This window comes from Nocardioides sp. Z21_20 (assembly GCF_059766585.1).
Genome location: NZ_JCBAJX010000019.1, coordinates 1 through 21,450, shown reverse-complemented (window position 1 = coordinate 21,450; position 21,450 = coordinate 1). Strand labels below are relative to the sequence as shown.

The window sequence follows — 21,450 nt, the reverse complement described above, 5'->3', positions numbered from 1 at the left end:
GCGAATCGAGGAACTAGAAGGGTGGCGAACGCGGTGAAGTCTTGCGCAGTCCAAGGACTTGGTGCCGTAATGGAAATCGGACGACGTCTTGGTTCGTCAACGAGGCGACGTTCTGACCCATCGCTTGAGCCGACCAGGCTCAGGACAGAACAGGTCTCGGGCATGACGAACCCACGAGCATTCATCGCGATAGCCGCGGTAGCCACGCTGCTGGCGGCACTGGCCGGCTGTGCTGGGAACACACAGGAATCGGTGGCCAGGCCCTCGCCCTCGAGCGCTTCTTCCACGAGCCCTCGCTCTACGGCCTCGCCGTCTGACACCAAGCCGTCGACAGACTCGCACCGCGCCGCCGAGGCGGCTCGCAGTTTGGTGGGGGACTACTTCACCGTCGTGGATCGCCTTCGCCAGCAACCCACTGCCTCGATGAGTGCACTCAACAGGGTCACGACGAGCTCACAGTTTGTCGCTCAGCGAAGGTTGATCAGCAGCGAGCGCGCCAAGGGGCTCCGGCAGGCGGGTTCCACTCGCATCGCTGAACTTCGAGTCGAGTCTGTCAACCTCGACAACTCCGACCCATCCGCCGGCAAGGTCCCCACAGTGGCGATCGATGTTTGCTGGGATGTGCGCGAAGCCGACCTCGTAGACCGGCGCGGCAGGTCAGTCGTGAGTGCCTCCCGCCCGACCAGGGGCTGGACCCGGTACACCGTCGCCAACTACCAGTACTCCAAGAGCCCCACAGAAGGCTGGCGAGTCGCGACTAGTGAAAACCTTGATCAGGCGCCATGTACCGCCACGTGACCTCGTCTATCGCGACAATCCTGGTGGCCGCAGCCGTGACACTGGGAGCTCAAGTTGCGGCCCATGCCGAGCCCGCCTGCCAAGTCACCGATCCGCTAACCGGGCATTGCACGGTCTGGGTCGAGGTGCCGAGCCAATCGGGAACGCCCCGGACGCCGCCTGATGAGGGCCCACGGGACACCGGGTCGGGTGCATCGTGCTACTGGGACCCGGAGGCGCCGGGGCTCGGTGGCCCTGCGGGTCCGGTGCCCTGCCAGTCGGAGTACGGCTACTGGTCCAACGCACAGAACTGCTATCTCATGGCGTTGGATCCTCAGCCGCTTGCGGGCGATTCTTCCTGGCAGGGCCACGAGCCGGGTGATGGGGCGGTGTACACCTGCTATCAGCCGCAGACCGACATTGGCGTCTGGGTCTGGTTCCAAAACCCACCACCCGGCTCTGGGACGGGGCCAACTCCTCGAGAGGTCGCCCAGATCGCGATCGACTCGATGCAGTTGCGCGCCATCGACATCGGCATCGTGCCCGAGTCGGGGCCAGATCGCGTCGGCCTCGTGGGGATGCCGGTGTGGATGTGGGCGCGGAACCCTGATGAGGAGACATTCGGCCCGACTACAGCGACGGCCAGCGCCGGCGGCATCACCATCACCGCGACCGCGCGGACCCACCGGGTCACCTGGGACATGGGGGACGGAACCACGGTGGTCTGCCGTTCGGCCGGGACCCCGTACCAGCCGCGCTTCGGGAAGCAGCAGTCACCTGATTGCGGACATGTCTACGAGCGCTCGAGCGCCAGCGAGCCTCGCCAGGAGTACACCGTCACGGCGACCTCGGACTGGGTCATCACCTGGTCGGGGGCAGGGCAGAGCGGGACCCTCCGGTTGAACGGCCTGACCCGCTCGGTCGCCATCACTGTCGGAGAAGCACAGGTGCTCGTCCAGTAGCAGCGGCGTTGATGAGGGGAGCAGGGCATGACCGAGACAGTCACCCGAGATGAGACGACGACCCGTCGAGGATCGCCGCCAGCCACTCCCCTTGCGCCGCCGCCCAAGCTGCGGCGCAGGCCGGCGCTGGTGGCCGGCGCGGTCGCGGCGATCTGTGTGGGCGCTCTCTTGGGCGGATGGGCCTGGACCTCGACCACCAACACCCAAGAGGTGCTGGCGGCACGCGACACCATCGCGCGCGGCACGATCATCTCCGCGGAGGACCTTGAGCGAGTACGGATCAGTGCGGATCCGGCCCTGGCGCCGCTACCGGGTTCGGTCTACGACGACATCGTCGGTCAGCGTGCGGCACTCGACATCGCCGCCGGCACCCTGCTGACCCAGGACTCGACCGCCTCGCAGGCGCTTCCAGCTGGGGACATGTCCGTGGTCGGTGTCGCGCTCACTCCTGCGCAGGCCCCTGGAGTCGCCCTGCAGAGCGGCGACCGCGTCAGGGTCGTGGTCACGCCAGGTGAGGGGGGCGAGCAACCCTCCGGGTCCCCGGCCGTCAACGAGGCGGAGGTCGTCGGCAGCCACCTCGACGAGGCGACCGGCCAGCTCATCATCGACCTGCTCGTCCCCCATGCCGACGCCGCTACGATCGCGGCGCGCGTGGCCACCGGCAACGTCGCCCTCGTCTTGGACTCCCGGGAGCGGTGATGGCTGTCATCGCCTTGTGTTCGGCGTCCGGCTCCCCCGGTGTGACCACAACAGCGGTAGGGCTGGCCATGCTCTGGCCGCGACCGGTTCTCCTCATCGAGGCTGATCCCACCGGTGGGTCCAGCCTACTGGCGGGCTACTTCCGGGGTGCGAGGGCGTATGAGGCTGGGCTGATCGAGCTGGCGCTCTCAGCGGTCGAGGTGTCTCAGGCTCTGCCCCGGGTGGCCCAGCCGGTTGCGGGCTCGAACGTCTCGTTCGTCGCCGGCACTCGTTCCCATGCGCAGGCGACCGGGCTGCGTGACCTGTGGGGTCCCCTCGCAGACGTGCTCTGCGATCTGGACGAGCAGGGCCAGGACGTGATCGTCGATGCCGGCCGGCTCGGGCTGGTCGGCTCCCCGGAGACCCTCCTGGCCACCGCTGACGTGACCGCGCTGCTCACTCGCTCGACGCTGCCGGCGTTGGCCGCTGCACGATCGCGCGCGGACGCCATCTCCCGAGACCACCTGTGGCAGAACCCGGCGGTGATCCTGGTCGGCCAGGGCCAGCCTTACCGCTCCCGTGAGGTCACGAAGGTTCTCGGGCTCCCGGTCCTTGCTGATGTGGAGGACGATCCCGAGGCCGCCGCCGTGTTCTCCCGTGGCACGGCGCCGGGCAGGAACTTCCACACTGGGGCGCTGACCCGCAGTCTGCGCGCCACGATCGCCGCCCTGCAGGCGCAGATCACCCGTGGGCGCACCCCCCTGTTGACCGAGGCATCCAGATGATGCCCCAGCGACACAGCGAAGCCCCCGACTTCACCGCGCTTCCGCTGTTCAGCGATGCGTCAGGGATCGCAGAGGTCACCACACTCCCTCGCTCTGATGTCGCGGACGGGTCGATGCGGGTTGCCTCGACGCCCGACCCGAGCAGCCCTGTGGATCTTGACTGGGGTATGGTGGCGGGCCTGCGGGCGCAGGCGTCGGAGCAGCTCAGTCAGGCTGTTGCCGCCGATCGGGGGCGCCTCGACAAGTCGGCGCAGGAGGAGTTGGGACGCTCCATCGTGCTGGATCTGGTCGAGTCCTCGATGGCCGAGCGGGTCAACTCCGGCGCAGGCGCGTGGACGCTCGTGCAGCAGGAGTCGCTCGCCCGGGCGGTGTTCGACTCGCTGTTCCGGCTGGGCCGGCTGCAACCGCTCGTGGATGACGACCGGATTGAGAACATCATCATCGCCGGCTACGACAAGGTTCGCCTCGAACTTATTGACGGGTCGCTGATCCCGGGGCCGCCGGTCGCGGACTCCGATGAGGAGCTGATCGACTTCCTCGTCTTTCTGGCCTCGCGCAGCGAGGTCAACGCGCGTGGGTTCTCCGCGGCTCAGCCGCGCCTGCACATGCGCCTCGATGGTGGGGCGCGCCTGGCGGCAGCCGCGTGGGTGACTCCGCGACCGTCGGTGGTGATCCGCCGCCACCGGCTGATGGAGGTCACCCTCGACGACCTGGTCGGGCGCGACATGCTCACCCCGGTCGCCGCTTCGTTCTTGCGGGCCGCGGTCCGTGCACGTAAGTCGATTGTGGTCTCCGGTAGCCAGGGCGCAGGGAAGACGACCCTCGTGCGTGCGCTCTGCGCCGAGATCGATCCTGGCGAGGCGATCGGCACCTTCGAGACCGAGTACGAGCTGCACCTGCACCAGCTCGAGCGCCATGACATCGTCCACGCCTGGGAGGCACGCCCGGGCTCCGGGGAGCGTGGTCCCGACGGCCGGCAGGCCGGCGAGTTCACCCTCGACGAGGCCTTGGTCGACTCGTTCCGGTTCAACCTCTCCCGCCAGATCGTCGGCGAGGTCCGTGGCCGCGAGATCTGGGCGATGATCAAGGCGATGGAGTCAGGAACCGGCTCTATCTCGACCACCCACGCTTCCGACGCGGTGGCTGCGGTCCGCAAGCTGGTCACCTGCGCTATGGAGGCCGGCCCGCACGTCACCCAGGGGCTGGCCACCAGCAAGCTCGCTGCCACCGTCGACCTCATCGTGCACCTGCACATGAGCACGACGGGCAGCGGCCATACGTCGCAGCGACGTCGCCGGGTCGCGGAGATCATCGCGGTCACTCCGGGTGAGCGGGAGACCGGCTACGCGACGACGCTGGTCTTCGGAGCTGAAGGGAGCGGGGCGGCGCTCCCGACGATCCTGCCGGATGAGTACCGCGCGCTGACGGCCGAGGGGTTCGACCTCTCCGGCTACCTCGCCGCGCAGGGGGTGGCGTCGTGACGCCGCTGATTCCGGCACTCGCCGGTGCACTGGTCGTCGCGGGCCTCCTCGCACTGATCGCCGGCCTCCGCCCGGCCCCGGCGGGCGAGCCTGCACGACCACCCTCCGGCCCCTTCTCCCGCCTGCGTGCGACATCGCGTCGTACGCGTCTGCTGCTGGTGGGCGGGCTGGGCCTCGGCGTAGTCGCCTGGTTGGTCACCGGATGGGCGCTGGCGGTGCCCCTCGGCCCGATCACCGCGGTGGGGTTGCCGATGCTGCTGGGTGCCCCTCCCGCGGCTGCCCAGATCGAGCGGCTCGAGGCGATGGAGGAATGGACCCGCGCACTGGCGGGTGTGTTGACCGTCGGTGTCGGCCTGGAGCAGGCGCTCGCGGCGACCCTGCGGTCCACCCCGGCGCCGATTGCCCCAGAGGTGGGCCGGCTGGTGGCGCGTCTGCGGGCCCGTTGGGCGACCGAGGACGCGCTGCGGGCCTTCGCCGACGACCTCGACGATGCGACCGGCGACCTGGTCGCGGCGAATCTTGTGCTGGCCGCTCGCCGGCGGGGCGCCGGGTTGGCCAGCGTCCTCGAGGGGTTGGCGGAGTCGGTCTCCGCGGACGTGCGTGCGCGTCGGCAGGTCGAAGCGGACCGGGCCAAGCCGCGGGCGACGGCACGGTGGGTCACGCTGATCAGCGCCTCGGTGCTGGTCCTGCTCGCCGTGTCGGGTTCCTACGTCGAGCCGTACCGCTCACCGGTGGGGCAGCTGATCCTGGCCGGGCTGCTGGCGGCCTACATCGCCACGCTGGTGTGGATGCGGCAGATGGCGATCGGTCAACCGCTCCCCCGCTTCCTCCAGCCGCGGGAGGTGCCTCGATGACGACCGGCCTGCAGATGATGCTCCTCGCGGGAGGGCTGGTGGGCCTTGGCGTGGCGTTGCTCGTCGCCCGGTTGATCCCTGCGCAGCCCGATCTCGCCGAGGCCCTGACGCGGCTCACCCCGTCGCGCCCGACCTCGATCGACCGGACGGCGGCCGGAGTGAGCGGTAAGGAGAAGCTCGGGGTCTGGGCTATGCGGATGCTGCCTCCTGGTCTGTGGGTGCGCACCCCGCACCGTGAGCTGGCTCTGCTGGGGATGCCGGTGGCGCGCTTCTACGGCGAGAAGCTCACCTTCGCCGGTCTGGGGCTGCTCATCGCGCCGGTGCTGGCCTGGTTCTTCAACCTCCTGGGATTCGCGATGCCGATCGGTGTCCCTGCTGTGGCGTCGCTCGGGCTGGCTGCGGTGATGTTCTTCGTGCCGAACTACAACGCCATCGACGATGCCCGCAAGGCGCGTCAGGAGTTCGCTCGCGCGCTCGGTGCCTACATCGACCTGGTCGCGCTGGAGCGAAACAACGGCTCCGGGGTCCGGCAGTCCATGGAGGCGGCCGCCCAGGTCGGCGACTCGTGGGTCTTCAAGCGGCTGAGTGAGGAGCTGACCAGGTCCCGATGGTCGGGCCTGCCGCCGTGGGACGCCCTGCACACCCTCGCCGAGGAGCTCGGGCTCCCCGAGCTCGACGACTTCGCCGACATCATGCGGCTCTCCGGGGAGGAGGGCGCGGGTGTCTACGCCACCCTGCGCGCGAGATCGGCCGGCATGCGCAACGCGATGTTGAACGACGCGATCGCCGAGGCCAACGCGGTCGGTGAACGGATGACGATCCCCGGGTCGCTGCTCGGCGTGATCTTCATGGCGCTGCTGGTGGCGCCCTCGCTGCTCCGGATGCTCACCAACACCTGATCCCGAACGACGGGACCGGGCCTGAAGGGAAGGGAAGGACCCATGGACCGAATGCTCAGCACTCTGCTGGCGGTTCAGCTGACGTGGCACAGTGTTCGACTGCGAAGCGAACGAGGCTCGGTCACCACCGAGCACGTGCTGTGGGCGGTCGCCGTCATCGCGATCGTCGGCATCGTGGTTGCGGCGGTGAGGGCCTATGTCACGACCCAGGCCGGCAACATCAACTAGCCGGGGCAACGAGTCAGGCTCGGCTTCGGTCGAGCTCGTGATCTTGTTGCCGGCGCTCTTCGCGGTGATGTTCCTCGGGATGCAGGCCGCGCTGTACCACCACGCGCGCACGGTCGCGATCGCGGCCGCACAGGAGGGTGCCCGGGCCGCAGGCGCGGAATCCGCCCGCGAAGCCGACGGTTCCCGCGCCGCCGAGACGTTCATCGTCCAGGCCGGCGGCGACGACGTCCTCCGCGACGCTGAGTCCACCGCGACCCGCACGGCGACCACAGCCACCGTGACGGTGCACGGCGCCAGCCTGAGCGTCATCCCCGGGTGGAGGCTGACCGTGCGGCAAAGCGCCACAATGCCCGTGGAACGGCTGACCCCACCATGACGGGCCTCGCCCTGCTGGGCCCTGCCATGAGAGGTTCGCGGCCCGAACGGGGCTCGGCCTCGGTCGAGGCCGTGATCGGGGTGCCCGCGTTCATGCTGTTCGTCGGTCTCATCGTCCTGGGTGGGCGGACCGCGACCGCGCACCAGGCTCTGGAGTCCGCCGCGGCCGACGGTGCACGCTCGGCATCCCTGGAACGATCCGCAGGTGAGGCCGCCCGCGCCGCCGAGGCCGCCGCCCGTTCGAGCCTGACCAACCAGCAGATCACCTGCCTCGACATGAGGGTCGCCGTCGACGCCGCCGGCTTCGCGGTGGCCGTGGGCCAAGACGCCGCAGTAGCGGTCACCGTCTCCTGCCGCCTCGACCTGGGGGACCTGTCGGTTCCAGGGGTCCCGGGGAGCCGCACCTTGCGAGCGACGATGTCGAGCCCGATCGATACATGGCGGGAGCGACCGTGAGCAGGCGTCGTGACGAGGGTGGATCGGTGACGGTGTGGCTGGCCCTGGGCAGCTTCGTGATGATGGCGCTGGTGGGCCTGGCCGTGGATCTGGGAGGTCAGGTCCACGCGCAGCAGCGCGCCCATGACCTAGCGGCCCAAGCAGCGCGGGCCGGCGGGGAGCAGGTACAGACGACCGCCGCCGTGGAGGGCCGCTATGCCCACATCGACGCAGCAGCAGCCCGCACGGCCGCACAGGACTACCTCGCCGCGGCGGGTGTCCGGGGCACCGTGTCGGTCGTGGGCGGGCAGCGGATCGCCGTCACCGTCTCCGATGCCTACGACCCCAAGTTCCTGTCCTTGTGGGGCATCAAGCGACTTCCGGTCACTGGAAGCGCTTCGGCACGCCTTGCCCGAACGGTCGGAGGAGCAGAGCGATGACCTCGCTGAAGGACCGCCTGGCCGGTCTGGCCGCTTGCCTGACCCTGATGCTGCTGGTTCTCGGTACACCCGCTGCGCTGATCACGATCGGCGCCCTCCCCCACTGGGGCGACTTCACGTGGGACCGCTTGAGCAGACCCGACGACGGCACCCTGGCTCTAGCGGTGATCGGCGTGGTGGCGTGGCTGGCCTGGCTCGTGTTCACCACATCGGTGGCCGTGGAGCTCGTCGCCCTCATCGGCGGGATCCGTGCCCCGCGACTGCCCGGTCTGCGGGTTCCCCAGGTGAGCGCGAGTCGGCTGGTCGCGATCGCGTCCCTCCTGTTCGTCGCCGTGCCACCCGTCTCGCAGACGCTCGCCCCACCCCATGGCGTCGCCGCCGCCGGCCCAGTGGCTCAGACGGTGACGCCGACCAGCTCGCTTACCACCACGCCGCCCTCTACGCCCCCTGCGGCTTCGTCAGTGTCTCGAGCGCGGGGGGCCGTCGAGGAGACGGTGCCCTACACGGTGCGGCGCGGCGACAGCCTCTGGAAGATCGCCGAACAGCAGCTCGGCGATGGCCGGCGATTCCACGAGATCGTGGCGCTCAACGAGTCCGTTCTCCATGGCCGGCCCGACTTCATCACCCCGGGCACCGTCCTGCGGATCCCGGCTGTCGCCGCAGATCCCGAAGGCGAGACCTATGTGGTGCGCCCGGGCGACACCCTGTCCGGCATCGCCCAGGCTCGGTTGGGTGATGCCACGGCCTTCCCGCGGATCATCCAAGCCTCACGACACATCGCGCAACCCGACGGCGCCCGCCTCACCGACCCCGACGTGATCGGGCCGGGGTGGCGCCTGATGATCCCGACCGGCACCGAGCAGCCGCCCAACCCGGCGGACCGAGCCCCCGCGGACCCACCGCCCAGACCGCCCAGACCGCCCACCGATGCTCCGCCCGATCCCCCGCCTGATCCCCCGTGGACGGCCCCCGTCGCGCCAATACCCCCCGACTCCGCCGCCGGCAACGACACCCGCACAGAGCGGTCGAGCAACGCCACCGAGGACGACACCGTCGTGCCAGGCTGGGTCCTGCCCGGGCTCATGGGTGCCGGGGCCCTCCTGGCGGGTTCGCTGCTGCTCGTCCTACGCCGGCAGCGACACACCCAACGACGCTACCGGCGTCCCGGCCGGACGATCGTGCCTCCGCCACCCGAACTACGGGCGGTCGAGAAGTCCGCGCACCTGTCCGGGTCGATCACGGCACCGAGGATCGAGGTCCTCCACCAGGCCCTTCTCCATCTGGCCGCCACGTGCGCGGAGCCTCCCCGTATCGAGAGCATCGAGCTGGCCACGGACCGCATCCGCCTTCACCTGGCCGCTCCCGCCGACCTCGGGGCGCCCTGGCGCGGCGACGCGAGGACCTGGTCGGCCTACCTGGACGACGACTTCGCCAGCGACTCCGGCGACAGTGCGCCGTACCCGCTGCTGGTCAGCCTCGGCCCCGGCGAGAACGGCGCCCTCACGCTGGTCAACCTCGAGGAGCTCGGCTCCCTGGCCCTGACCGGGGACGTCGAGGTGGCGATGGCCCTGGGGCGACACATCGCCGCTGAACTGTCGCTGAACCCCTGGTCGGTCCTCGTTGAGATCGAACTCCTCGGACTCGGCGCCGAACTGGCCACGATGGACCCGCTGCGACTGCACCATCACGGCGACACCGCCACGGGATTCTTGGAAGGAATCGCCCGAGACATCGAAGAGCAGGTCGCGACCACGGAACCCGACCGCTTCCGGGCACTGGTGGCCACGACCGACAGCGACCCGCACACCCTCGAGCGGATCGCGAAGATCGTCACCACCTGCGTCGGCCGGCCCGGCGTCGCCGTGGTCACGATCGGCGCTCACCCAGCTGAGGACACCGTCGAGGCGAGCCTGAGCCAGCAGGGCCGACTGAGAATCGATGCCCTGAACCTCCACCTCACCGCAGCCGGGCTCACCCCCAAGGAGGCGGCCGCGTGTGCGGCGATCGTCGACCTCACCCGCGACGCCACCGACGAACCCGTACCCGTCGCAACAAGCGATGACGGTCCCGAGGAGGCGCTCGTCGACCAGGCGGGAGCCCTACGCCCCGAGGTCGCCACAGTGCGCCCGGACGGGCCGGCGGGGTCCTCATCGCTGCTTCCCCTGGAGACAAGGGTCTACGAGGCCACCGCAGCTACCACCGCCGATGACATCGATCGGACCGCCCCGCTGGTCTCGGACCCGGCGAGGAAGGCACTCGATGCGGATCCCGGACTCGACGACGATCTCCGGTTGTGGCGCGCCCCCAGCTCCCCCGTCCCCCGGCTGACCCTGTTGGGCCCGGTCAGCGCGCGGACCAACGGCGAGGCGACAGCGGTCACCCGCCGCAAACCGTTCTACGTCGAGATGCTCAGCTACCTCGTCCTGCATCCCACCGGGGTCACCACCGCTGAGGTCTGTGATGCGTTCGGACTTCGGCCGGACCGAGCCAGGACCGATCTCGGCGTGGTCCGACGCTGGCTCGGCACCGACCCCCGGACCGGCGAAGCACACCTGCCCAGCGCACGCTCCCGCAACAGCGACCAGGGCCGCGGCACGTCGCTCTACCGTGTCCAGGGCGTCCTGAGCGACCTGGACCTGTTCCGCCGCCTGCGCACCCGCGGACAGAGCCGCGGCGAGGAGGGCATTGCTGACCTCGTGCAGGCGCTCACGCTCGTCACGGGCGAGCCCTTCATCGGGCTACGCCCAGCGGGATGGCACTGGCTCCTGGACGGTGACCGGCTCGACCACATCATGAGCTGTGCCATCGTCGACGTCGCGCACATCGTCACCACGCGCGCCCTGACGACCGAGGACTTCGAGCTCGCCAGGGTGGCAGCCGAGACCGCCTTCCGGGCCGCGTCCGACGACGAGACAGCTCGTCTGGACATGGTCGCTGTCGCCGTCGCCACCGGCCACGCCGATCTCGCCGCTCGACACCTGATCGAGGGGATCTTCGAGCGCAGCGACGACCACCTAGGACCCATCGACCTGCCGGAACGGACCGTAAGGATCGTGCGGCAACGCGGCTGGGATCGCACGCCGCCAGACCCGCATCGTTGACCCACCAACAGCGGTGGAGGTGCGCCGGATCGCCCGTGTCGAGGCCTCCGGCGAACTTTCGGGGGGAGGCATCTGACCTGCGCAAACGCAACCTACCCCCACTGTTTCGGTGGGCCAGGGGTAGGAAGTCGGTGATGTCGGCGAGTCACCGTCGAGGGCATGAACAACCCGGCTTCGACGTCGCCGCGCTGGTCGGCCTCCACGATGTTGCAGGTCTCGACAGACGCCGATCTTCGGACCGCAGCCTCGGGCTATGCCAGCCTCGGCATCCCGGTCTTTCCGTGTGTAGCGGGCGGCAAGCAACCGCTGACGCCGAACGGCTTCCATGACGCCAGCACGTCGGCGCAAGCCGTCGATGCGTGGTGGACGCGCAACCCGGACGCGAACATCGGGCTGCCGACCGGTGCGGTCTCCGGCGTGCTCGTCGTCGACGTCGACGTCCACCGCGGCGGCAACGGATTCGCGGCCTTCGAACGAGCCTGCGCGACTCACCTCGCCGACGGCTGGGGCTGGCTGGTGCGGACCCCCTCCGGTGGACTGCACGCCTACTACCCGCCCTCGGGCGAGGCGGGACAGCGGTCCTGGCAAGCGCCCACCGCGCACATCGACTTCCGTGGGGACGGCGGGTACGTCATCGTCCCACCATCGCGTCTCCAGGCTGCCGGCCAGCCGGCGTCCTACCGCGTGATCGCGGTCGCGCAGCACCAACCGCGCCCCGTCGACGCCCACAGCCTTCGCCAACTCCTCGAGCCGCCGCGCCCGACCCCGCCGCCACGATCACTTGCCTGTCTGGGCACTCAACCCGACAAGCTGGCCGGCTGGGTCGCCACCCGCCCCGAAGGAGCCAGAAACCACGGCCTGTTCTGGGCTGCCTGCCGGATGGCCGAGAGCGGACACCGCTACGACACGACCCTGGCGCTGCTGGGCGAAGCCGCCCGCTGCGCCGGATTACTCGACCGAGAGACCGAAACGACGATCCGCTCGGCCTATCGGATCGCCTCGCGCCTCTCCCCCGCGATCCACCCGAGCCCGACCACAGTTGAGGCGGTAACCCTGTGAACACGAACGCCTACTACCAGCACCAACCCGCTCCACCCGACCCACAGCCAACGACCACCCCGGCGACCGACACCGAAGTGGCCTGGCTGGCGCGACACGGCGACCCCTCACTGCCCCATCCCGCGGCGAGCCTGCAATCCGGGGGCGGACGGTCCATCGCCTGGGTGCGACCCAGCGAGCTCGCCACGACGGTGACGAGCCCGCTGCTCACCCGCGGCGCCGACCTCCAAACCGAGCTTGCTCGCCAGGTACGACGGGCCCCTGCCTCGGCAGCACGCGCCGGCGGGCGGGTCACGAGATCCGCGATCGCCCGGCCGGCACCGGTGAGTCCCACACCGGAAGGACTCGGGCTGTGAACGCCGACTTCCACACCTCCGAAGGGCTCCGCAGCCTGCTCGTCCGGCTCGACGAAGCAGGCTCCGACGCCTGGCACGACGACGAGGAGGCTGCGGCCCTGATGCGCTTCGCGATGACGAAGTACGGCGCTCTGGCCCGCAAGCACGGCCTCGAACCCGACGACGCCGCGGTCGCCGCGTTCGAGGTGATGCGGACCCGGGCGGCACGCACGGCCACCGACCCGTGGGCCGTGGTCACTAGGGCCGTCCAGGTCACGCTGATCGCCGAGGAACGAGCAAATGGACTGCTCTGCTCGACCGGGCGGGCACGTCGCCTGGCCAACACCGCCGACCACGACGCCGAGCGGTTCTGCGAGCGCGAGTCCCCGCTGGTGGACTACCACCCGGCGTTCCGGGTCGAACCCGAGCAGGACCTCCTCGACCAGGCCTGCGCCGCCGACGGGCACGGCGAGCAGACGACGGCCTACCAGGCGGTGGATGCGGCCGTGGAGCTCTTCGTCGCCCTGGGTTGGCCGCGTGACACCGCGCGGACGGCACTGGACTACGTGTGCGCCCGGCTGATCGAGGCCGGGTCACGCACCTATGCCCATGAGGTACTTCGACGAGATCACCACGCTCGGGCCTTGCTCGACCTCGATCGGCGCGCGTGGGCGGCCCTGCTCCGGGTGGTGCTGGGAACCCCGAACAAGGACCTCGTGCATACCGCGGCCGGCCGGGGCCTGCTGCTGAGGCTCCTGATCGACGAGAGACCAGATGAGCTGCTCGCCGATGAGAGGCTCGTAGCGGCTATCCACTCCAGCGCGAGACGCGCGGCGAGGAGGGCTCATGTCTGAGGGCGGCCACATCGAACTGGAGCGCAGCGTCGAATCGATCGCCGTGGGCGTGCGCCACCGCAGCGACCTGGGTGATCTGGCCCCGCTGATCGGATCGATCGAGAGGCTCGGGTTGCTTCAGCCGATCACCATCGCACCCGATGGCACGTTGCTGTGTGGGCGACGCCGTCTGGAGGCGATCCGGCAACTCAAGTGGCAAACAGTCAAGGTCTGGGTCCGCTCAGGTCTCTCCGACGAGCTCAACAGCCTGCTGGCGCAGCAGGACGAGAACCTGCTCCACAAGCCGTTCTCGGTCATCGAGGCCGCCGCCCTGTACCGCGAACTCAAGACCGTGCTGGCAGAGGACGCGGCCCGCCGGCAGCAGGCGACCCGCTTCGGCGCCGCTGCAGCACAGGCTTCGGCCGGTGGTGCCGAATCGGCACCACCGTCGCGACCTGGGAAGACGCGCATTCAGGCCGCGGAACTCGTCACCGGTTCAGCCGCCTATAACCGCCTGGAGCAGGTCAGCGAGATCGAGGACATCGTGGCCGACGAGGATCAGCCCGGTCCCATCCGGGACCTGGCCCAGAACGCGCTGGGCAACATCGCCAGCGGCGCTGCGGTGAACCCCTGGTTCAAGGAGATCGCCACCATCAAGCACAGCGCGGCCTCACGAAGCGGCGAAGTGGACGAGCTCCATCGGCTTGCGAGCGAAGCGCTCGAGCGCGTCAGCCAGCCCGCCAAGAACCGGCCGAAGCCGCCGCCGCTGCGTCGCAAACGCTCGACTCGCTCGTTCGTGCACACCTGGACCGACATGGACGGCTGGTCTGCGCGCTACGACCCGGCAGAGATCGGTGCAGCGCTCACCGCGGACGAGTGGGCGCTGTTCGAGCGGGTGCTCGAGGAAACGGCCACCTTCCACCACCAGGCGCGCACCGCCCGTGACGGCCGTGGTGCTGGTGTCGCGGTCTGAGGAAGGTGATCAGGGATGTTCCGCTCACTGGCCACATCGTCTCCTCGTCGACGTCGCATCCTGGTCGTTGCGCTCGGGGTGGCCGTCGTGGCTGCAGCGCTGGGAGCGTGGCTCGCCCTCACCCGCCCCGACACGACGGCTTCTCCGCCTCCCCCGACCGGGGGCGAGGCCGATGGGCGCACACAGGCTGCGGCTACCACCCCGGAGACCAGGCTCGTGGTGCTCGAGGCGATCCCTGCGACCGCCGACCCATTGGTCTTCGCCGAGTCCGTGGCCCAGCGGCTGTTCGAGTGGGACACGACCGCAGCGTTCGCACTGAGCGACTACACCGGGCGGCTGCTCACCGTCGCCGACCCGACCGGGCAGGAATCGCCCGGCCTGGTCACCGACATCGCGGGCTACCTCCCCACCGCCCAGGCGTGGGCGTTCCTCACCCCGTACTACACGCGTCAGTGGCTCGAGATCTCCTCGGTCGAGGTGCCGGACCTGTGGGGGCAAGCCCTCGCTGAAGCCGGCCAAGCGTTGGCGCCGGGGACAGCGGCGTACACGATCCGCGGCACCCGCCATCGCTCCGGGGTCTGGGAGGGCGAGCCCGTCGCCTCCGAGCACGCGGTTGCTTTCACCGTGTTCATCGTCTGCGAGCCGTCGTACCCGACCTGCCATCTGCTGAGGCTCTCACGCCTCGATGAGCCGCTGGATTAGCGATGCTCAAGTCCGCAGTCGGCCTCGGCCTGCTCGTCTTGTTCTTCGGGCCGGCGGCTTTGTTTGTGGGCGTCGGTGTCCTGCTCAACCCGTCGGCGCAGGCGTCGTGCCTCCCTGGCGCAGGCGTCGCCGTCGCTCAGCTGCCCAATCGCCTCTCCGCCACCACAGCTGGAGGCACGGCCGTCAGTCTCAGTCGCTCGCAGCTCGTGCACGCGGCGACGGTGATCACCATCGGCGGCCGTACCCCCGGCGTCAGCCGGACGGGGATCAAGGTGGCGTTGATGGCGGCGCTCACCGAGTCGTCCCTGAAGATGCTGGCCAACTCCACCGCCTATCCGGAGTCGGCGTCCCTCCCCCACGACGGCGACGGCTCGGACCACGACTCGCTCGGCATGTTCCAGATGCGGCCGAGCACCGGCTGGGGCACCGTGCAGCAGTTGATGGATCCCGACTATCAGGCACGAGCCTTCTTCGGAGGACCCCACGGCCCCAACCAGGGCTCACCTCGCGGCCTCCTCGACATCTCCGGTTGGCAGCAGCTGCCACCGGGCGTGGCGGCCCAGTCGGTTGAGGTCTCGGCCGTCCCGGACCGCTACGCAAATTTCGAGCCCGTAGCCGAGGCGGTACTGCGCACGCTCACCAGCCCCGACCACAGCGGCGCTGACGGTGGTTCGGTGCCGGCACCGGAGTCGACCCGGATGGTGTTCCCGCTGCCCGCTGGGACCTGGATTCGCACGGACACCTTCGGGCCGCGCATCGATCCCGTCACCGGAGAGCCCAGCGTGCACACCGGTGTCGACTACGCCGCCGCGGCAGGGACTCCGATCGTGGCCGTCGCCGACGGCCGCGTCGTCTTCGCCGGTCCCGTGTCCTCCGGGTACGCCCATCTGATCCTGATCCAGCACACCGTCGGTGCACGGACCGTCGTCTCGGGCTACGCCCACATGTACCGCGATGCCATCCACGTGCAGGAGAACGAGATCGTCGCCGCTGGGCAGCACATCGCCGACGTCGGCGCGGACGGCAAGGCGACCGGCCCTCACCTGCACTTCGAGATGAGGCTCGGGGGGCCCTTCTCGGCCGCGATTGACCCCGAACGGTGGCTCACCGGCCGTGGGGCCGCGCACCTCCCGCCCGGCTCCTCGGCCAGCCAGGCAGGCTGCGGCTCCGCCTCGCCGACGCAAGCTGCGCCCTACGCCAGCGCCGCCCCCAACCGATTCGTCGACGACCCGACGTCTCCCGGCCGAATCACCGCGAGGACGGCCCACGTACTCGCTCAGATTCAAGCGCACTTCCCCAGCAGCTCGTGGGCCTGCTGGCGCGCGGGCGACTCCCGCTCGGAACACCCCGATGGTCGCGCCTGCGACGGCACCTTCAGCAACACGATCGGTGAGCCCGCACGAGGGCGCTCACTCACGCTGGGGTGGCGGGTCACGAACTGGCTCAAAGCCAACGCGCGCACACTCGGGGTCGAGTACCTGATCTGGCAGGGACGGATCTGGTCGGTAGCCCGCAGCGCGGAAGGCTGGCGGCCGTACAGCGGCGGCGGCATGCATGATGCAGCTTCGGTGACCGGCGGGCACTTCGACCACCTTCACTGGACGGCGCTGAACACCGCTAGCGCAACAACAGAGCGAAGCCCCGCCCCGTAAGTCTGACCTCGGGCATTCGCGGTGAAGTGACGCAGGTCCGATCCGCCCTCAATGCGGCAATGAGTGCGACCAATCAGGCAGCATGGCCGTGGGTATCTGGATTGCAGCCAAAGACGAACGGAGAACTCCATGTCGCCACGCGCGGTCGGGAACCATGGAGAAAACGGCGACGAAACCATCGCCCGGTTTATCGTCGAGAAGACCCTCGGCGTACGCGTCTGCTCCTACGACGACCGACGTGGCAAGAGCCTCCCCGACGCCGTCATTCACCGCGCTGGTGGTGTGCCGCTCGAGATCGTGTCCGATCCGAACAAGGCAGAGAACCAACTCGCCAATGCGCTAGAGAAGTTTGGCCGGCGCAAGCAGTACGCCGGACTCCAGCACGGCTATTGGGTCTCGCTGACGTCCAAGGCCAGAGTAAAGGACCTGACATGGCTCGAGAATACGTTGCGTGATCTCGAGGACCCCGCCAAGCGCGACCAGGTGCCGAGCAGGACTGAGCAGTACGAGTTCATCGCGCCGTTCGACAAGTTCGCACCCGGTGAGGTCCGGTTCGCGGTCGGTTCCGGTGGAGGGCGACCCATCACGGACGGCCCCAGCGTCGTAGCCGCAGCCTGCGCAGTGCTCGCCCGCCCCGGGTACGCGGACGTGCCAAACAAGCTCAAGGAGTTCGGTGGCTCTGAGCGGCACGCCGTTCTGACAGTCGACAGCGAGAACGACCCCGTCTTCGAGTGGCTTCGGGACGCAACACCCGACGACGTAAAGCAACTCCCGCCGCCGCAGCTGGACCCCGAGATAACCCACCTCTGGATAACGCCACGGTGGCTACCCGCGCTCACCCTCCATTGGGACCCAGCAACCGCGTGGCGAGGAACCGAATGGGAGTGGGGCCACGTCTCCGAGGTACTCGACACATGGGACGACCCCTGCTGCACCGAGGTCCACGAACCGCAGTGACTCAACGTCGGATCCCGCATACCCCTCTACCCAACTCCGTTGCTCGTGAGCAACTCATGTCGAGCACTGGGGTCGGGACCTAACTTGAGGGCGCCGCTACCTGTTCGCGCTCCTGTCGGAACGCGTTGGCGCCGCGCCGGGTGTGAAGTCTTTGGGCAATCTTGCCGTTTGACGTTCTGCACCACTCGCCCACCTTCGCACCGCACCTGCAGGGGTGTCGGAGGCGCTTCTTCTCCATGTAGTCCGGCCTTGTGCGACTCATAGTTTGATTCTCGCAGTCAGGACGTGCGTTTTGGGGCAGCAACCACTCACGAGTCGGATGCCAAGTGCTGCCGCTGCAGTAGCCACTGTCACCCGATCGTGCAGCAGTCCCTCACGACGGCCAGCCCATGGAGATCACGCCCGCAAACTGAACGCCGACCCGAGAAACACTCCCGACAAACGTCGCCACGCAAAATATCAACGGCATCGCAGCCGACTGCGGCGATAACCTCGGTGCGGTGGACACAGCAGAGGCCGGCGAGCCGAACACGCCTGAGCCCGCGAACTGCGGGGACGCTTCGCGAGAAGCCTGGCTCTGGTCCCCACCCGAGAAGCCGTACGTCGAACTTCCCGTCACGCCAGAGCTCGAGTCCCTGCCACTTGAGAAACTGGCACCTAGAGACGCGGAGCGACTCTTCCTATGTCTGCTCGAACGGCAATGCAACGTCACCTACGCCAAGTCCTACGGGCTGCCCGGGCAGGAGCAAGAGGGCATTGACGTCTACGCCCGCCTGCGCGACACCCCACGACCCTCCGTGCGGGGCACAGAGCCCGAAGCAAGCGACAGCGGAAGGGAACCGGGCGGGGTGGCGCTCGACGGAAGCGCTCCGCCGACGCTGCCCTTGAGGACGCTCCGCCGCCATGTCGTGCTGCAGTCCAAACGCGTCAGCGATGTGTACCCGTCAACCCTCAAAGATGCGGTCACCAAGTTCCTAGACGGTCCTTGGCCAGTCACCGCACAGACGTTCATCTTCGCCACCACCTTCGACTTTCGCGAACGTAACCTCGACCAGGCGGTACGCGACGCGACGGACCGCCTCGAACGCGTCGGCGTCGAGTTCGTTCCCTGGGACCTCGAGCGCATCAACGAGCTTCTGCGAGACGAACCACGTCTGGTCGAACGGTTCTTCGGTCGCCACGCGGTCGGACCCTTCTGCGGAGAGCATCGCGTTCAGACCCTGGCCAACCACACCCTTGACGACCACGAAGTGCAATGGCTTCGCACCGAACTCGCGCGGCTCTACCAAGCGTCCTTCGCCGCGGTGGCTTCGATCCCGCCCGCACGCCCAGGTCAGGCGTCCTACGTCATGCTCGACGTCCTACCGCAGACTGACGCGCGCGAGCAGTGGCTCACGATTGCAGGAGTTACGGACGAGAACACAGGACTCGGGGCTCAAAGCTCCGACAACACCGGCCCTGACGCTGACGCATCCGGAGCCCACCCAATGCGCATGCAGCTCGCTCGCCCGCGCCGCCAGTTGCGTTCGGCGAAGGCGCTGCTCGAGGCGCCCGGCGAGCGTAACGCAGCTAGCGGGGCCGAACCTGCGGACAGCTGGATGGCCGGAGGCACTCGAAACCTGCTGGTCGGTTCCCCCGGAGCTGGCAAGTCGAGCCTGCTCCGGTTCGTGGCCACCGACCTCCTCGCCCCCAACCCCACCTCGGTCGATCTGCAACGTGCGCTCGGGAACAGCCTTCCTGTCTGGCTCCCATTTGGCCATCTGTGTGCCCACCTCGATGCCGACCATGAGAACTCGTTGGTCTCTGCAATCTCGGCATGGCTCAGTGCGCAAGGCCGTGCCGACCTGACGCCGCTGGTGACAAAGGCCCTCGAAGACGACCGGCTACTGCTGCTCGTCGACGGCATCGACGAATGGACCTCCGAGGGCACGGCCAACAAAGCTCTCGGGACGATCGAGACATTCCTCGGGCACACCAACAGCACCATCGTGGTCACGTCCCGCCCCTACGCGCTGTCTCGGCTCCCCTTCAACCTCGACTGGAGCAGAGCAACGCTGGCAGTCCTGGACCAGGCTCGACAACGACTGATTGCCGAGCAGTACCTGGTCCCACCTCCAGCCACCGACGATCCCTCAATAGAGCCATCCGCCCTTACCTACCCTGCTGGACCGGGCTCGAATCGCGAGACGTCCGGCGAAGGCGCGCGAGGCTCGTGGTTGGCCACCAACATCGACCCCTTCCTCCGCCAGGTAGCTATGGTCGTAGAGCTCCGTTACTTCGCCCGCACCCCGCTCCTGCTGGCCCTGCTGGCGAAGTCATGGCGGGGGCGACCCCTGCCCACCCGCCGGTTCGACGTCTACAACCTCATCGTCCACATGCTCGTCGACACACATCCGAAGATGCGCGCGAGAGCATCAACCGTCAGCGCGCAGAGCTTGGATGAGCGCGACTTCCTCACCGCGCTCCAGGCAGTGGCGTATCGGATCAAGGCCGACCTGATCCCGCAGCCCATGGCGGCTCGCGCGATGGAACGGCTGCTGCGAGACGCATTCCAGGACGAGGACGTCCTCGACCTGGATGAAGGTTCTGCGCGAACCATCGCCGGAGCTGCGCTCGAGATGGCCGAAGACGAGTTCGGCCTGCTCGTCCCCCAAGGTGCGAGACAGGTGAGCTTCGTACACCGCGTGATCGGAGACCATCTTGCCGGCCTCCATTTGGCCGGTTTAGAAGTCGTAGACCAGCTAGCGACGTTTGCCGCCCGATATGACGACCCCGCCTGGACTGATGTGCTTCTGGCGGCGCTCAGCGCGCAGACGAACCAACATCAAACAGCTGACCTCCTTGACCACGTATTAACTGTCACAGGGGGACCGGCCGAAATCCCAGCCGGGGATGTCTCATCGTTGGGGCAGTCGTGGCCGCAAGCCGACCTCAGAAAACACGCTGCGCTCCGCTTCGCCAGCGCGGCAATGGCTGCCGACATCAAGCTTCCGCCCCGTAAGGCCAAGGAGTTCCTCGACCGACTCGTCCATGCCGTCGAGCGCTCGACGTCCCTCGAGCTACGCGACGTGCTCCTCACCGCTCTGGCAGGATCAAGCGCCACCGACGCGCACTGGCGGCATCTCTCTCCGACCTTTCGCAGGTGGCTGAACGCGACCCGCTTCGAGCCTCGGAGTGCGATGTGGGCGTTGCGCGAGACCCCGCCGGGCGACCATGACCGAATCCGCGACATCCTCCTGACCGGGTTCGACCACGACGACGGCACCGTCAGATCGAACGCGGTCGAGGCCTATGCCGCGCGCTTCGGCGAGACCTCCGAGCACTCCGCCAGCACGGCCACCTACCTGGCTCCCCTTCTGGGCGTGCTCAGAGACGGACCGGAGGTACGGACTCAGGCGGCGGCACTCATGGCCATGGTCGTCGGTTGGCCCAGCCACGCTGCAACGAGTGAAGCGCTCGAGTGGGCACGCACTGAGCCGAAGACCAACCTGCGGACGGTCGCCCTTCACAGCCTGGCGGCACGCAACCCCGACGTGCCCCTGACCGACCTGTTCGACCACGACGAATATGCGTCGGTTATGCACTACCTGGACAGCGAGGCCTACATCCCAGACCACAGCTGGACCGGCCTCGACGCCGACTTGGTTACCCGAGCCGTCGCCGAAAGCGACCAGAATCAGCGCGACGCATTCGCCGAGTTTGCAGTCAACACGCTGCGGCAGAACCCGATGACCGGCGGCAACCGGTCGATGTGCTGGAACTTGGCCTGCGGCCCCCTCGCGGAGTACGCAGTCCTTCGAGACTGGGCTGTGGAGGAACTGGCCGACGAAACCGACAAATACCCACTTGAATCGCCCCGGGTTTCGTGGAGGCTCGGTTACTTGGAACCTGCCCCGATCGGGACGGGTGTTTCAGAGTAGTGCT

Annotated in this window: 18 protein-coding genes; all 18 read left to right on the top strand. The window is 68.6% G+C overall.

The features are described from left to right. The first annotated feature begins 1,166 nt into the window (after positions 1-1,166). The 18 genes from AC6EH9_RS19145 to AC6EH9_RS19060 all read left to right on the top strand — a co-directional run bounded on the left by AC6EH9_RS19145 (position 1,167) and on the right by AC6EH9_RS19060 (position 21,446). Positions 1,167-1,739, top strand: coding sequence for a hypothetical protein (locus AC6EH9_RS19145; protein ID WP_498425273.1), 573 nt, complete (start codon positions 1,167-1,169; stop codon positions 1,737-1,739). Between the two features lie 27 nt (positions 1,740-1,766). Next, complete coding sequence (locus AC6EH9_RS19140) at positions 1,767-2,438, top strand: SAF domain-containing protein (RefSeq protein WP_498425272.1); 672 nt, start codon at positions 1,767-1,769, stop codon at positions 2,436-2,438. Continuing rightward, on the top strand, positions 2,438-3,202 hold the full coding sequence (locus AC6EH9_RS19135; RefSeq protein WP_498425271.1) for a CpaE/TadZ family protein: 765 nt from the start codon (positions 2,438-2,440) through the stop codon (positions 3,200-3,202). Before AC6EH9_RS19140 ends, AC6EH9_RS19135 begins: the two co-directional genes overlap by 1 nt. 149 nt (positions 3,203-3,351) lie before the next feature. Continuing rightward, on the top strand, positions 3,352-4,683 hold the full coding sequence (locus AC6EH9_RS19130; protein WP_498425270.1) for a TadA family conjugal transfer-associated ATPase: 1,332 nt from the start codon (positions 3,352-3,354) through the stop codon (positions 4,681-4,683). Continuing rightward, positions 4,680-5,537 carry a type II secretion system F family protein gene (locus AC6EH9_RS19125; RefSeq protein WP_498425269.1) on the top strand — a complete coding sequence of 286 codons (858 nt, stop codon included), beginning with the start codon at positions 4,680-4,682 and terminating at the stop codon, positions 5,535-5,537. Before AC6EH9_RS19130 ends, AC6EH9_RS19125 begins: the two co-directional genes overlap by 4 nt. Next, positions 5,534-6,436 carry a type II secretion system F family protein gene (locus tag AC6EH9_RS19120; RefSeq protein ID WP_498425268.1) on the top strand — a complete coding sequence of 301 codons (903 nt, stop codon included), beginning with the start codon at positions 5,534-5,536 and terminating at the stop codon, positions 6,434-6,436. Before AC6EH9_RS19125 ends, AC6EH9_RS19120 begins: the two co-directional genes overlap by 4 nt. A 42-nt stretch (positions 6,437-6,478) precedes the next feature. Then, positions 6,479-6,664, top strand: a complete 186-nt coding sequence (locus tag AC6EH9_RS19115) for a hypothetical protein (RefSeq protein ID WP_498425267.1) — start codon at positions 6,479-6,481, stop codon at positions 6,662-6,664. Beyond that, positions 6,633-7,040 carry a TadE family protein gene (locus tag AC6EH9_RS19110; protein WP_498425266.1) on the top strand — a complete coding sequence of 136 codons (408 nt, stop codon included), beginning with the start codon at positions 6,633-6,635 and terminating at the stop codon, positions 7,038-7,040. The genes AC6EH9_RS19115 and AC6EH9_RS19110 overlap by 32 nt, the downstream gene beginning before the upstream one ends. A gap of 26 nt (positions 7,041-7,066) precedes the next feature. Further along, complete coding sequence (locus tag AC6EH9_RS19105; protein WP_498425265.1) at positions 7,067-7,495, top strand: TadE/TadG family type IV pilus assembly protein; 429 nt, start codon at positions 7,067-7,069, stop codon at positions 7,493-7,495. Next, complete coding sequence (locus tag AC6EH9_RS19100; protein WP_498425264.1) at positions 7,492-7,914, top strand: TadE/TadG family type IV pilus assembly protein; 423 nt, start codon at positions 7,492-7,494, stop codon at positions 7,912-7,914. Before AC6EH9_RS19105 ends, AC6EH9_RS19100 begins: the two co-directional genes overlap by 4 nt. After that, on the top strand, positions 7,911-11,015 hold the full coding sequence (locus tag AC6EH9_RS19095; protein ID WP_498425263.1) for a LysM peptidoglycan-binding domain-containing protein: 3,105 nt from the start codon (positions 7,911-7,913) through the stop codon (positions 11,013-11,015). Before AC6EH9_RS19100 ends, AC6EH9_RS19095 begins: the two co-directional genes overlap by 4 nt. A 159-nt stretch (positions 11,016-11,174) precedes the next feature. Next, a complete protein-coding gene (locus tag AC6EH9_RS19090) occupies positions 11,175-12,074 on the top strand; it encodes a bifunctional DNA primase/polymerase (protein ID WP_498425262.1) in 900 nt (299 codons plus the stop codon). A 352-nt stretch (positions 12,075-12,426) separates the two neighbouring features. After that, a complete protein-coding gene (locus AC6EH9_RS19085) occupies positions 12,427-13,263 on the top strand; it encodes a serine/arginine repetitive matrix protein 2 (RefSeq protein ID WP_498425261.1) in 837 nt (278 codons plus the stop codon). Then, the gene (locus tag AC6EH9_RS19080) at positions 13,256-14,215 is read left to right on the top strand and encodes a ParB N-terminal domain-containing protein (protein WP_498425260.1); all 960 of its coding nucleotides are present in this window, start codon (positions 13,256-13,258) and stop codon (positions 14,213-14,215) included. Before AC6EH9_RS19085 ends, AC6EH9_RS19080 begins: the two co-directional genes overlap by 8 nt. A gap of 219 nt (positions 14,216-14,434) precedes the next feature. After that, the gene (locus AC6EH9_RS19075) at positions 14,435-14,917 is read left to right on the top strand and encodes a cell wall protein (protein WP_498425259.1); all 483 of its coding nucleotides are present in this window, start codon (positions 14,435-14,437) and stop codon (positions 14,915-14,917) included. A gap of 2 nt (positions 14,918-14,919) precedes the next feature. Beyond that, positions 14,920-16,569 carry a M23 family metallopeptidase gene (locus AC6EH9_RS19070; RefSeq protein ID WP_498425258.1) on the top strand — a complete coding sequence of 550 codons (1,650 nt, stop codon included), beginning with the start codon at positions 14,920-14,922 and terminating at the stop codon, positions 16,567-16,569. Between the two features lie 129 nt (positions 16,570-16,698). After that, entirely contained in the window at positions 16,699-17,526 is an 828-nt protein-coding gene (locus AC6EH9_RS19065; protein WP_498425257.1) for a hypothetical protein, read from the top strand. Positions 17,527-18,026: 500 nt separating this feature from the next. Further along, positions 18,027-21,446, top strand: a complete 3,420-nt coding sequence (locus AC6EH9_RS19060; protein WP_498425256.1) for an NACHT domain-containing protein — start codon at positions 18,027-18,029, stop codon at positions 21,444-21,446. The last annotated feature ends 4 nt before the right edge of the window (positions 21,447-21,450 follow it).